Genomic DNA, 13,087 nt, shown 5'->3' with positions numbered 1-13,087 from the left:
AGGCAGCCATGGGCTGCCTGTATTGTTAGAGGATGTTTTGTTAACGGGCTCTGCCGATTCAGGGCTTGAAGGCGCCGATAAAGATGGCGGGATCGACCCGGGTGTCGTTGAGGCTGACGTTCCAGTGCATATGGGGGCCGGTAGCGCGGCCGGTCGAACCGACTCGCCCGATGATGCCGCCACGCGGCAGGCTCTGGCCGAGCTTCACATCGATCTTTGACATGTGGCAGAACATGCTGATGAGCCCCTGACCGTGGTCGACAAAGACGGTATTGCCATTGAAGAAGTAGTTACCGATCAGGATCACCTTGCCGGCGGCGGGGGACTTGATCGGGGTGCCGGCGCCCACTGCGAAGTCGAGGCCGGAGTGGGGATTGCGCTCCTCGCCATTGAAGAAGCGACGCAGGCCAAACGGGCTGGAGAGGGGGCCGTTGACCGGCTTGTCGAACATCAGGTTGCTCGGCTGGTTGGGGCTGAAGGTCTGGTAAGCCCGGGTCTGCTCCGCCAGCTCACGGTTGATACGTGTCATATCCTCGGCGAGCGGATTGACCTGACGGCTGTTCTTGAGCTTGATGTGCTGCTCGCGGTAGTGCTTGGGGGTCACGGTGAAGCCGAGAGTACTGCCATCACCTGTGCTCAGTTGTTGGGCGCCGGGCATGCTTTTCAGAGAGATGCCGACGATGGCGATCCACTGGTTGTCTTCGCGCACCACCAGCACGGGTTTGTCATGATAGCGGGCCGTGGGGGCAGTGGGTGACGCGCCAAGAGGGATCACCGCAACGCCACCTGGCACCGGATGGTTGAGCAGACGGCTGATAAAACCCTCGGCCAGGGCCGACTGGCTGGCCAGTAACAACAACAGACAACACACAACTCTCATGACGATACCACTCGATGTTAAAACGCCCGGGATGGCGGGATGACAACCCCCTGTCCGGCATTCGCCGATCACTAAAGGGTGATCACGACATGCTGGCCACGACAGGCGCGGCTGGAGGAGGGGACAGATTGTGCCTCGTTATGGTCGGGGCAGCCAGTGGCGGGGCGTGGCTGATGCCCCTTTTGTGCGTAGCTGCGTCAGGTTTTATGTCGTGGTCGGGCCGCTTCGCCATTGAGTCGCCCCCGCCCTGGCTCTAGAATCGGCTTCCGGCACTGATGCCACCGACACTCCGAGGAGACGATATGAACGGATTACCCCCTTTGCGCACCACTCCGGCCCGGTACACGACAGGTCGTGGCTGGCTCTGGGTTCGCAGCGGGTTCGATATCTTCAACAAGGGGATGGGGATCAGCGTGGCCATGGTGCTGGTCTGGTTTATGGTGGGTATGCTGCTGGAGCAACTGCCAGCGGGTGGCCTTATCTCCCAGCTGCTCTACATGGTGTGGGGCGCCGGTTGGGTGGCGGTCGCCGCTCGGGGTTATCTGGGGGAGCCACTGCAGTTTGCCGATCTCTTCGCCGGTTTTCGCCACAAGCTGACCCCGCTGATGCTAGGCGGTCTGCTGGTGTTGCTGCTGTTTAGCCTGGTTGGCCTCGTCTGTCTCGGTCTGCTCTCCATGTGGGGGCTGCTCCCGCTGCTGACGCAGGATCCCGAGAGCATGGTGGTCTCAGCCAGCCAGTTGCAACAACTGCTGCTGGTATTGCTGGTGGGGATGCTGCTCATCATTCCCGTGCTGATGGGGGTCACCTTTGCTCCGGCGCTGATCTACCACCACGATATCGGCATCATCCAGGCGGTACGGCTGAGCTTCTTCGGCTGCTGGCGCAATATTTTTCCCTTCTTCTGGTGGGGGCTGCTCTCAGCCATGTTGTTGCTGTTTGGCGCTGTGCTGTTGCTGGTAGGTCTGCTGGTGGTGATCCCGGCGCTCAACTACTCCATCTATGTGGCTTATCGGGATATTTTCCTGGACGAGAGTGCGCAGCCGGAAGCACCGCACTCAGAACCATTCGGATTTGAAGCCTGATCAAGGGATCAGAGTGAAGAAGGGGCCCGCAGCGGCCCCTTCTTCATGATCGGGTTTGAGGTGTGCTCACTCCTGCCAGATGGGATCCGCCGCCATGCGAGCCAGCAGAAAATCGAGGAAGCTGCGCAGTAGCGGCGACATCTGTTTGCGGGTGGCATACACCCCGTAGACCCCGAGGCGCTTGGGTTGCCAGTCGGTCAGTAGGGGCACCAGTTCCCCGCGCTCCAGATAGGGTTGTGCCGAGTAGCGGGGTTGCAGGCTGATCCCTGCGCCTTCCAGCGTTGCTTCCAGTAGCAGGTTGGAGATATTGGCGCTCAGGTTACCGCTGACCGGCACTGACTCGGGACCGTCCGGTCCATTGAACTCCCACAGGCTCTTGCCGAAGTAGGTGTAGGTGAGGCAGTTGTGCAGCGCCAAATCCTGCACCTTGTGTGGCATCGGATGACGGGCCAGATAGGCCGGGCTGGCACAGACTACCGAGTGGCAGGTGCCGAGACGGCGTGCCACCAGATTGGGGTCGAGGTCGTTGGTGATGCGCACCGCCAGATCGATCCGCTCCTCTACCAGATTGACGGTTCTGTCGAGCAGCAGAATGTCGATGGCCGTCCCCGGGTATTGCGCCAGATAGTCGTTGGCAGCCCCGACCAGCAGCGCTTCTGACAGGGAGTAGCTGCTGGTGATCCGCAGTTGTCCCTTGGGGGCGTCATCTCCCTTCACCGCGATCTGCTCCATCTCTTCGCCGAGTGCCAGCATGGCGCGGGCCCGGTTCAGCGCCTCCTCTCCTGGCCCTGTCAGGCTCAGACGACGGGTGGTGCGGTGCAGCAGGCGGGCGCCCATCCAGCTCTCCAGCTCGGCCAGATAGCGCGACACCATGGCGCGCGACATATCCAGTTTCTCTCCGGCGCCGCTCAGGCTCCCTTGTTCGACTACGCTGACAAAGACCCGCAAGGCGGTCAGTCGATCCATGTATGGCTCTCTATATGTTCGATATGTGCAACAGTGATGCGCTTTTTATGCTGTATTTGCACCTTAAGTGATCTAATACACTGTGTCCATCAAATGAACCCCCGAATACTTAATGAGGAATAGATGATGAACAACACCCTGATCCGCAACCTGACTCTGGCGACCACCCTGCTGAGTGGCGCCGCACTGGCCGCCCCCCTGAGCGTGACCGTCTACAACCCTGGCGAGAAGGCGATCTTCCCGGTCTCCTCCTCACTGGTGACCGGTGACAAAGAGGCCATCCTGATCGATGCCCAATTCGACGTGCAGAATGGTCAGGCACTGGTCGACATGATCAAGAAGAGTGGCAAGAAGCTGACCACTGTCTATATCAGTGCCGGTGACCCCGACTTCTACTTCGGTCTGGAGCCGGTCATGGCGGCGTTCCCGGATGTCAAAGTGCTGGCCGATCAACACGTGGTTGACCACATCAACCAGACCAAGGATGCCAAGCTGAGCTATTGGAGCCCGATCCTCGGCAAGGGCGCACCGAAGAGCCTGACCGTGCCGCAAGTGATGACCGCCAGCCACCTGACGCTGGATGGCGAGAAGATTGAGATCAAAGAGATGAACACCCCGAATGCCTACCTCTGGGCCCCTTCCATCAAGACTGCTTTTGGTGGTGTACCGGTCTACCACGGGGTGCATGTCTGGATGGCGGACAGCCAGACCAAGGCGGCCCGCAGTAACTGGGTCAAGGCGCTGGACAACCTGCTGGCCCTGAAACCCGAGCGCGTGGTACCGGGCCACTTCCTGGGGACTGCTCCCAAAGGCACTGCTGCTGTGACCTTTACCCGTGACTATGTAGAGCGTTTCGAACAGGAGCTGGCCAAGGCGAAAAACTCCGGTGAGCTGATTGAGGCTTTGAAGAAGGCCTATCCGGCACTGCCGGTTGACGATGGTCTGGCCATCGGTGCCAAGGTCAATACCGGCGAGATGAAGTGGTAAGCCACTGAGCCTGCTTTCCCTGTGTTTTTTTACCGGGCCTAAGGGCCCGGTTTTTTATCCGAGATTGAAGTGAGAATGAAGATGAGCGAACAACAAACCACCCTCCATTATGTCTATGACCCGCTCTGTGGCTGGTGCTACGGTGCCGCCCCCCTGTTGCAGGCGGCAGCCACCATTGCCGGACTCAAGATCGAGCTGCATGCGGGCGGCCTCTGGATGGGTAGCCGCCGTCAGCCGATGGGCGAGGCATTGCGTGATTATGTGCGCCCCCATGATCAGCGGATCGAAGCGCTGACCGGCCAGCATTTTGGCGAACGCTACTTTAACGAACTGCTGCTGCGGGAAGGCTGTCTGCTGGACTCCGAGCCGCCGATCCGTGCGGTTTTGGCCGTCACGGCGTTGGGGGGCGATGGGCTGGTCATGTTGCACCGGATCCAGCAATCCCACTATCGGGACGGGATCTGGATTGGTGAGCCGGCATTTCTCGCCACGCTGGCGGCAGAGCAGGGGATTTCAGCCGAGGAATTCCAACAAGCTTATCTGCAGGCCCCCTTGCTGCAACATCTGGCAGATAGCCAGGGCTGGATGAAACGGCTGGGCGGTCAGGGTTATCCCACCCTTGGGTTGATGCACAACGGTAAGGTGAGTGCTGTTCGAGTGGCTGACTTTTTGGGCGATCCTGCCGGGTTGCGTCAGCATCTTCTTGAGTTGATGGAATAGTTATTAGAATGTGAACGGACAAGGTCTCTTTAGAAGTGGAGTGAACGGGCCGATATTCCTGTATGCAGAAGCGATATGAAAGCCTTCGACTTTCTGCTTGCAGACTATGCTCTATGTGACCATTCCCGGCGGATGTTGCGGGAGTGCAGACTCATTTCAAGGAAGCCCCCATATGTTCAAAAACATGTCTATCGGCCAGAAACTGAGTGCCGGATTCGCCATCCTGGCACTGCTGGTACTGGGCTTGGCCTGGTTCTCCATCAGCCAGTTGGCAAAGCTCTATGGTGATACCGAAACCATCACTGACAACCTGCTGCCGTCAACCCGCTATGCCAGCCAGATGCATGTTGCCATTCTGGATGCGCGCCGCTCAGAGCTGGCCCAGGTCATCGGTGGTCTGAACAAGGATGATCAAGAGGTAAGCGATCGCACCCTGACCTTCAATAAGGCCAGGCAGGAATTTGAGCAAGCAGCCCAAAAATACGGTGCTTTAGCTTTCACTACAGGTGAAGAGAAACAGGTTTATGAGCAGGTGGTTGCGGCGGGGGCCAAGTATTTTGCGGTGCATGACCAACTGTTGAGCGCCTTCGCTGCTGGCGATCTGGAGCGAGTCAGAAGTCTGCGCAAAAACGAAACCCGGGTCGCGCTGGAGGAGGTGGGAGCAAAATCCTTCCGCCTGCGGGAAATCAATAACGAGATTGCGGCCCAGATGACAAAAGATGTGGAGGCGCTCTACAGCAGTGCCAGAACCATGAGCGTCATTGTCAGTCTGGTGACGCTGGGTTTTGTTGTGGCAATTGCCTGGCTGCTGACCGGTCAGATCCGCAATCCGGTGATGGCGTTGCTGGAACAGACCCGGCGGGTCTCCTCTGGTGATCTCACCTCCCGCATCGATATGCAGCAGTTCAACAATGATGAACTGGGAACCCTTGCCAAAGGGTTTGGTGAAATGCAGACCAATCTGCGCACTCTGGTGAGTGAAGTGTCGGGCTCTGTGGTGCAACTGAGTTCCGCAGTGGAGGAGATCAGCTCTGTTGCCAGCCAGTCAGCCAACAATATGAATGCTCAGCAACATGAGCTGAACCAGCTGGCGACGGCGATGAACGAGATGCAGGCTACGGTGCAGGAGGTTTCTCGCAATACTAGTGATGCGGCCAGTGCTGCCACCTCGGCCAGTGAGACGGCCGAACTTGGTGCGCAAACGGTGAATGACTCCATTCAACGTATTGAACGGGTCGCCGGTGCCATCGAGAGTACCGCGGTGGTGATCCGCCAACTGGGCGATGACAGCCGCAATATCGGCATGGTGCTGGAGGTGATCCGCGGCATTGCCGAACAGACCAATCTGCTGGCATTGAACGCCGCCATTGAAGCGGCCCGTGCCGGTGAGCAGGGGCGGGGGTTTGCGGTGGTGGCGGATGAGGTGCGTACTCTGGCCAAGCGCACTCAGGACTCCACCTCCCAGATCAATACCATCATTGCCGAGTTGCAGCAGCGTGCCGAACAGGCGGGCAGTACCATGCAACAGAGTCAGGAGCTGATGAACACCACGGTTGCTACCGCGCGGGAAGCGGGCGAGTCTATCTCCCAGATCAGTGGCTCGGTCAGCAGCATCTCCCACATGAACATCCAGATTGCAACGGCCACCGAAGAGCAGGGCGCGGTGAGCGAGGAGCTCAACCGCAACGTGGTCAATATCAGCCACGCTTCCGAAGAGGTGGCCGCCGGTGCCACCCAGATGGCTCAGGCGTGCAACGAGCTGAACCATCTGGCTACCCAACTGCAAGATATGGTGCGCCGTTTCAGGGTGTAATCCCTCGGTGAGTCAAACAGCCCGATTGCCGCAAGGTGATCGGGCTTTTTCTGTTTTGGAGGGGCAGCCGGAGAGGTTCACCGCGAGCGGATGACTTGTCCCGCCGGACGATATTGTGCATGCTGATGGCCCATTTTCCAGGCAGGACTCTTGCTGTATGAATCTTCGCGATCTCGAATATCTGGTGGCGCTGGATGAGGAAAAACATTTTCGCAAAGCCGCTGAACGCTGCTTTGTCAGTCAACCCACCCTGAGCGGCCAGCTGCGAAAGCTGGAGGATGAACTCGGGGTCATTCTGATCGAACGTACCTCGCGCAAGGTGCTGTTTACTCCGGCTGGCGATGCCATGGCCCATCAGGCGCGTCGGGTGCTCAAGGAGGTGCGTGAGCTAAAGAGCATCGGTCAGCACTTCTCCGAGCCGATGTCCGGGGAGATCCATATCGGTTTTATTCCGACCGTGGGCCCCTACCTGTTGCCCCGCATTATCCAGACCCTGCGTGAGCGTTTTCCCCAGCTGGAGTTCTACCTCTATGAGGAGCAGACCCAAACCCTGCTCAAACGGCTGGAAGAGGGGGAGCTGGATTGCGTCATTCTGGCCGAGATGCCGGGGATGGAAGGGTTTGGTTCAATCCAGCTCTATCATGAGCCGATGTGGTTGGCGGTGCCTTGCCATCACCCCGAAGCACAGGCCAGACAGGTGCCGCTTGGTAATCTTAAGGGCAAGAAATTGCTGATGCTGGCCGATGGCCACTGTTTGCGGGATCAGGCGATGGGATTCTGTTTCGCCGGCGGGATAGGTGAGGATCAACGCTTCAAGGGGACCAGTCTGGAGACCCTGCGCAACATGGTGGCCGCCGGTAGCGGCATGACTTTGGTGCCAAAGTTGGCCGTACCTGCCGATCATGATGAGGGAGGGGTGAGCTATCGACCTGTGGTTGACCCTGTGCCGGGGCGTACCATCTCGCTGCTCTATCGTCACTACTCGGTGCGTCGCCCCTGTTTCAACGAGTTGGCCGCCTCGATCGCCACGCTGATGACCAAGCAGTTGGCCCAATAAAAAAACCGGCAGCCAAGGCTGCCGGTTTTGCTTCTGCCGCGAGAGCAGCTTAGAAGATATCGTCGGTTGAGACAGGCCCTTCCACATCGGGGTTGTCACCGCCGTAGACCTGATTGCCATCCGAGCTCGGTGCTGCGTAGCGGGTCGGTTCGGTCCCTTCCTTGAAGTATTCGTCGGTGCCGCCACTGGTCGCCAGCAGGCCGGTTTCGCTATCAATCTTCACCGTCATGATCCCTTCGGGAACCGGCATTTTGTGCTCCGGCAGTTTTTTGAGGGCGACTTTCATGAAGTCGATCCAGATAGGCTGCGCGGCGCCACCACCAAACTCGGCACGGCCAAGGCCACGCTGGTGGTTGTCAAAACCGATCCATGAGGTAGCAACGATGTCCGGGGTGTAGCCGGAGAACCAGGCATCCCGCGATTCGTTGGTGGTACCGGTTTTACCGGAGATGTCGTGACGTTTCAGGTCGCGGGCTGCACGCCAGCCGGTACCACGCCAGCCGTTGCCACCCCAGATGGCTGTGCTCAGGGTGTCGGTGATCAGGAACGCACTCTGGGCACTGATGGTATGCGGTGCGATGGTTGGCGCGAGAGGGGTCTGCGTGCCATCTTGTGCGGCTCCATCAACAGTTGGCTCCGGCAGTGTGCTCTGCTCGGGGGCGGCCTGCTGTTCGCAGGTGGTGCAAGCAATAGCAGGATTGGCCTGATAGAGGGTGTTCTCCAGACTGTCGGTCACTTTGTCGATGAAGTATGGGGTCACCAGGAAGCCACCGTTGGCCAGTACCGAGTAACCACGCACTACCTCGAGGGGGGTGAATTCGGCAGCACCCAGCGCCAGCGACTCATGGGGAGAGATGAAGTCGCGGGGGAAGCCAAAGCGGGTCAGACCGTCGATATAGGTATCCAGACCGATGGCGCGCATCAGTCGAACCGACATCACGTTCTTGGACTTGGCCAGACCCAGACGCAGCGGGGTGGGGCCATCATAAACGGCCGGGGAGTTCTTGGGCTGCCACATGGGCCCTTTTGACGGATCCCACTGGTTGATCGGCGCATCGTTGATGAGCGACGCCAGGGTGTAGCCATGCTCCAGCGCGGTCGCATAGAGGAAAGGCTTGATATTGGAACCGATCTGGCGACGCGCCTGATCGACCCGGTTGAATTTGGATAGTTCGAAGCTGAAGCCGCCAACCACTGCTTCCAGCGCGCCATTTTTCGGGTTCATGGCAACCAGCGCGGCGTTGACGTCCGGGATTTGGGCCAGCAGCAACTCTTCGCCCTCTTCCCGCACCCAGATCTGGGCGCCGACTTTCAGCACATCGCGCGCCGATTTAGGGGCATAGCTCTGACGGTCGTCGGTAATAAAGGAGCGAGCCCATTTGATGCCATTCCAGCCGAGCTCTGCTTCCTTGCCATTCTTCAGTACCAGCGTGGCGCTGCGATCACCGAGCTTGGTCACGACCGCCGCCATCAGCGGATCATAAGTGGGCTGCTTGCCAAGGTGAGCGACGATCTGCTCGTAATCCCAGGCTGTCTCGCCTGCCTTCCACAACTGAGTCGTCGGGCCACGATAGCCATGGCGCATGTCATAGGCAAAAACGCCATCTAGCAGTGCCTGTCTTGCTGCCCGCTGACGTTCGGCAGAGACGGTAGTGTAGACGTGCAGGCCCATGGTGTAGGCATCTTCACCGAACTGCTCGACCATCTTCTGGCGCACCATTTCACCGAGATAGGGGGCGTGCAGGGTCACTTCGGCGCCGTGAAAACGGGCCTTGATCGGCATTTTGGACGCTTCGTCAAACTGGGCCTGGGTGATCTTGCCGGTTTCCAGCATCCGGCCCAGCACCACGTTGCGGCGCGCAAAGGCGCGCTCGGGGGAGCGAATGGGGTTGAGCATGGAGGGGGCTTTCGGCAGACCGGCAATGATGGCGATCTCGTCCAGTCCCAGATCCTTGACCTCTTTACCAAAGTAAACCTGTGCCGCAGCACCGATCCCGAAGGAGCGATAACCGAGGGGGATCTTGTTGAGGTAGAGTTCGAGGATCTCATCTTTTGAGAGATTCTGCTCGATCCGCCAGGCCAGGAAGACCTCCTTGATCTTGCGGATGATGGTCTTCTCATTGCTCAGGAAGAAGTTGCGGGCAACCTGCTGGGTGATGGTACTGGCACCCTGACGGGCATGGCCGGAGACAGCCCAGACGGATGCGGCTCGAATGATACCAATCGGGTCAATGCCCGGGTGCTCATAAAAACGTGCATCTTCGGTCGCCAGTACGGCATCGATCATGGGTTGCGGAATTTCGTCCAGACGCAGCGGAATGCGACGAATTTCGCCATATTGGGCGATCAACTCCCCATCCCGGCTGTAAACCCGCATCGGGGTTGCCAGTTTGACGTCACGCAGTGCGGTGACATCGGGCAGTTGGGGTTTGATATAGAAGTAGATACCGATGAGGCTGGCAACACCCAGCACTGCACCCAGCATCATGACAATAAACAGGCGAACGAGCCATTTCAGCATGGAAGAACTACCAATCGTCTTAAAATTAGCCAACGGGCGCAGAGTATAGCCCTTTTGCCATCGGGAATTCGAGGTTTTCCTGTGGCGAGCCACCCACCTCAAAAGGATGCGAGAGGTTAGCACTACGGGGAGCAATAACCAAGGAGGGCCACTTGCCATGAAGAAAGCGAGATGGGTCACTTTTCGGCATAAACTTTATGACATTGATAGTTAGAGCATTTAGGATGAGTGAAGCACTCCTCTGATCGGGTGTCCTACACTCTGTTCAGGAATAAAACCAAATAACGCATGGATGTGTATATGTTTGGGCTTTTTAACAAGGGATCCCTCCTCCCTCTGGTGGGCATTGATTTCGGCAGCCAGACCATCAAGGCCGTTACCCTCAGTGGCCGACCCGGCAAGCTTCATCTCGAATCTGTCGCCGATATTGCCACCCCGAAAGGGACGCTGGTTGACTATCAATTGCAGGATATCGAGCGCGTCAGCCAATCTCTCAAGACTCTCAAGCGCCTGATCCCAGCTCACAGCGACTATGCCGCCACTGCGGTGACCGGCTCCAACGTGATAACCAAGGTGATCCAGATTGATGCCCGCCTCAGCGACAAGGAGCTGGAGAATCAGGTGCAACTGGAGGCCGAGCAGATCATTCCTTTCCCCCTCGATGAAGTGAGTCTCGATTTTGAGGTACTGAGCACCAACAATAGCGAAGATCGTCAAGATGTGCTGCTGAGCGCAGCCCGCACCGAGAGTGTCAACGGCCGGGTCAGCGCCCTTGCCGAAGCCGGTATTGCCGTCAAGGTGGTGGATGTGGGCTCCCATGCGCTGGGCCGTGCCGTGGTGGCTTGTCTGCCCGAATTGCAGGAGAGTGAACGGCCGATCGGGGTGATCGACATTGGCGCCAGTGCCATGACCTTTGCGGCGCTGGTCAAGGGGGAGGTGATCTACTCCCGCTTGCAGAACTTCGGTGGCGATCAATACAGCCAGGCGCTCTCCTCCTTTTATGGCATGACGCTGGATGAAGCTGAGCAGGCTAAAACCAAAGGTACCTTGCCTGTTGACCATGAGCTGGATGTGCTGATGCCCCACATCAACTCGCTGTTGCAGCAAGTGCGGCGCAATATCCAGCTGTTTTGCAGTTCATCCGGTTATCGCGACATCGCAAAACTGGTGCTGACGGGGGGAGGCAGTCTGCTACCCGGTTTGTTGGTGCAGGTAAAAGAAGAGGTCAATTGCGAGGTGTTGCACCCGGATCTGTTCGCCCTGTTTGGCAAACCGAAAGGGGAGGCCGAGCTGGTACATGGTGCTAAATATATGACGGCATTCGGGTTGGCTCTGAGGAGTTTCACACCATGTCAAATATAAACCTTCTACCCTGGCGTGAAGCCCGGGCCCAGCGCCAAAAGAAACAGTTCGGGGCCTTGCTGGGGATTTTTGTGCTGGCCACGGTCGCGTTGGGATTTTTTGCCAACTGGCTGGTTGATCGCCAGATCGTCGCCCAGCAGCAGCGCAACCAGAGGCTGGTTCAGGAGATGACTATTCTGGATGCCCAGCTGGGGGAGATCCGTCTGCTCAAAGAGCGTCGCAAGGAACTGATCGATCGGATGCAGCTCATCGAGCAGTTGCAGATGCGCCGCAATGTGCCCGTCCGCCTCTTCAATCAGCTGCCTTCATTGGTGCCCAACGGGGTTTACCTCAACACCCTCTCGATGCAGAACAATATTATTGATGTAAATGGCAAGACCGAAGCCTATGGTCGGGTGGCCAGCATGATGCGGCGGATTGATGGTTCCGGCTGGCTGGGTCAGGCAAAGATAAGCACTATTTTTGCGGCTGATGTTGCGCCAGTGTCATTGAGCCAGTTTTCCATGATGTTCCTGATCGCCAACAATGCTGCGGCTGCAGGGAATGTGGCCAAGGAGCAACAATGAACCTTCAGCAACTCAACGAGTTGGATATCAATGACATAGCAAGCTGGCCAAAATGGGCAAAAGGGGTCTTCATCTTTTTCTGCTGCGTGTTGACCGGCGGCGCCATCTACTACTACGTGATTGCCAACTCACTGACCAGTTTGACTCAGGAAGCGGGGAAAGAGACCGAACTGAAAGCCCAGTTTGAAAGCAAGGCGATGCTGGCTGCCAACCTGGGGGCATACAAGGCGCAAATGGTTCAGCTTGAGCAACTGGTTGATACCCAGCTCAAGCAGTTGCCCAATACCCATGAGGTCGCCGGTCTGCTGGACGATATCAGCTTTATTGCTACCGACAACGGCTTGAAATTGAACCGGATCAACTGGGAACCCGAGGTAAAGCACGAGTTTTCAACCGAGCTACCAATGCGTATCGAAGTCGTGGGCACTTACCATGAAATTGGCAAGTTCACCGCTGACATGGCCGCCTTGCCCCGTATCGTCATCCTTGACTCCTTCACTCTGGGCCAGAGCAAGGATGCAGGGGAGTTGATTTCGATGTCGATGCTGGCTAAGACCTACAAGTACAACGGTAAAACAGTGGAGCCGAAACAATGAGACGCATCTGCTGGTTGTTGCCTGCTCTCTTGCTGGCGGCCTGTGGTGGCCAGGAGGATATGGATAGCTATGTAGCCCAGACCAAAGCAAGGCCGCCCATACCTATCGAGCCCTTGCCCGAGCTGAAGCCTTTTGCCCCCATGCACTACCAGCAACGCGAGTTGCGCAGCCCCTTCATGGTTCCTCAGCCTGAGGCGACGGTCGGAAGTACAAGTACTGCCAAGGCCCAGCCGGATTGTGCACAGACCCTGATGGATCGTGAGAAAGAGGTGCTGGAAAATTATTCGCTGGCCAGTCTGTCGATGCATGGTTCTTTGGGCAAGGCTGGCCAGTTGTGGGCCTTGATCAGCACCCCGGATGGCAAATCGATGCGGGTCGGACTTAACCAGTATATGGGGCTTGATCAGGGTCGGGTCATCAAGATCACAGACACTGCCGTGGATTTGCTGGAAACCATTCCGGACGGGAAGGGGTGCTGGGTAACAAGAGAAACCCAGTTGGCGATGGCCAATGTGCAAGAAAAACAATAATCAGGGA

12 protein-coding genes are annotated in these 13,087 nt (G+C 57.8%); 9 read left to right on the top strand and 3 right to left on the bottom strand.

Translation table 11 applies throughout. From position 1 onward, the window contains the following. Positions 1 to 58: 58 nt before the first annotated feature. Complete coding sequence (locus tag AB5Y71_RS07150) at positions 59 to 880, bottom strand: peptidoglycan DD-metalloendopeptidase family protein (protein ID WP_368171280.1); 822 nt, start codon at positions 878 to 880, stop codon at positions 59 to 61. A 302-nt stretch (positions 881 to 1,182) separates the two neighbouring features. Between AB5Y71_RS07150 and AB5Y71_RS07145 the strand changes: the two genes are divergently transcribed. After that, positions 1,183 to 1,962, top strand: a complete 780-nt coding sequence (locus tag AB5Y71_RS07145) for a BPSS1780 family membrane protein (RefSeq protein WP_139442222.1) — start codon at positions 1,183 to 1,185, stop codon at positions 1,960 to 1,962. Between the two features lie 66 nt (positions 1,963 to 2,028). Here AB5Y71_RS07145 and AB5Y71_RS07140 read toward each other — a convergent pair whose 3' ends face one another. After that, a complete protein-coding gene (locus tag AB5Y71_RS07140; RefSeq protein WP_005362277.1) occupies positions 2,029 to 2,928 on the bottom strand; it encodes a LysR family transcriptional regulator in 900 nt (299 codons plus the stop codon). Positions 2,929 to 3,054: 126 nt separating this feature from the next. Between AB5Y71_RS07140 and AB5Y71_RS07135 the strand changes: the two genes are divergently transcribed. The 4 genes from AB5Y71_RS07135 (at position 3,055) to oxyR (ending at position 7,505) form a co-directional block, all read left to right on the top strand. Further along, the gene (locus AB5Y71_RS07135; RefSeq protein WP_005335035.1) at positions 3,055 to 3,915 is read left to right on the top strand and encodes a Vmh family MBL fold metallo-hydrolase; all 861 of its coding nucleotides are present in this window, start codon (positions 3,055 to 3,057) and stop codon (positions 3,913 to 3,915) included. Positions 3,916 to 3,990: 75 nt separating this feature from the next. Further along, entirely contained in the window at positions 3,991 to 4,635 is a 645-nt protein-coding gene (locus tag AB5Y71_RS07130; RefSeq protein WP_041235102.1) for a DsbA family protein, read from the top strand. 172 nt (positions 4,636 to 4,807) lie between these two features. Then, positions 4,808 to 6,448 (top strand): methyl-accepting chemotaxis protein, encoded by a 1,641-nt coding sequence (locus tag AB5Y71_RS07125; RefSeq protein ID WP_236367806.1) that lies wholly within the window; start codon positions 4,808 to 4,810, stop codon positions 6,446 to 6,448. A 157-nt stretch (positions 6,449 to 6,605) separates the two neighbouring features. Then, positions 6,606 to 7,505 carry a DNA-binding transcriptional regulator OxyR gene (gene oxyR / locus AB5Y71_RS07120; RefSeq protein ID WP_021229787.1) on the top strand — a complete coding sequence of 300 codons (900 nt, stop codon included), beginning with the start codon at positions 6,606 to 6,608 and terminating at the stop codon, positions 7,503 to 7,505. Between the two features lie 49 nt (positions 7,506 to 7,554). Here the strand turns inward: oxyR and AB5Y71_RS07115 are convergent, their stop codons facing one another. Next, positions 7,555 to 10,026, bottom strand: coding sequence for a penicillin-binding protein 1A (locus tag AB5Y71_RS07115; protein ID WP_368171279.1), 2,472 nt, complete (start codon positions 10,024 to 10,026; stop codon positions 7,555 to 7,557). Positions 10,027 to 10,326: 300 nt separating this feature from the next. On the opposite strand from AB5Y71_RS07115, the gene tapM reads away from it, so the two are divergent. From tapM to AB5Y71_RS07095, 4 genes are read left to right on the top strand one after another with little or no spacing between them, the layout of a single operon-like run. Beyond that, a complete protein-coding gene (gene tapM / locus AB5Y71_RS07110; protein WP_270817668.1) occupies positions 10,327 to 11,388 on the top strand; it encodes a PilM family type IVa pilus assembly protein TapM in 1,062 nt (353 codons plus the stop codon). Next, positions 11,376 to 11,954 (top strand): PilN family type IV pilus biogenesis protein TapN, encoded by a 579-nt coding sequence (gene tapN / locus AB5Y71_RS07105; RefSeq protein ID WP_005353997.1) that lies wholly within the window; start codon positions 11,376 to 11,378, stop codon positions 11,952 to 11,954. The genes tapM and tapN overlap by 13 nt, the downstream gene beginning before the upstream one ends. Next, on the top strand, positions 11,951 to 12,550 hold the full coding sequence (gene tapO, locus AB5Y71_RS07100; RefSeq protein ID WP_181223882.1) for a PilO family type IV pilus biogenesis protein TapO: 600 nt from the start codon (positions 11,951 to 11,953) through the stop codon (positions 12,548 to 12,550). The genes tapN and tapO overlap by 4 nt, the downstream gene beginning before the upstream one ends. Then, positions 12,547 to 13,080 (top strand): pilus assembly protein PilP, encoded by a 534-nt coding sequence (locus AB5Y71_RS07095; RefSeq protein WP_005335020.1) that lies wholly within the window; start codon positions 12,547 to 12,549, stop codon positions 13,078 to 13,080. The genes tapO and AB5Y71_RS07095 overlap by 4 nt, the downstream gene beginning before the upstream one ends. The last annotated feature ends 7 nt before the right edge of the window (positions 13,081 to 13,087 follow it).

Origin of the sequence: Aeromonas sp. R9-2 (assembly GCF_040908025.1) — a bacterium.
In the GTDB taxonomy this organism is placed as follows: domain Bacteria; phylum Pseudomonadota; class Gammaproteobacteria; order Enterobacterales; family Aeromonadaceae; genus Aeromonas; species Aeromonas veronii.
Note: the sequence above shows the minus strand (reverse complement) of the source record. Positions and strands in the feature narration are given on the sequence as shown.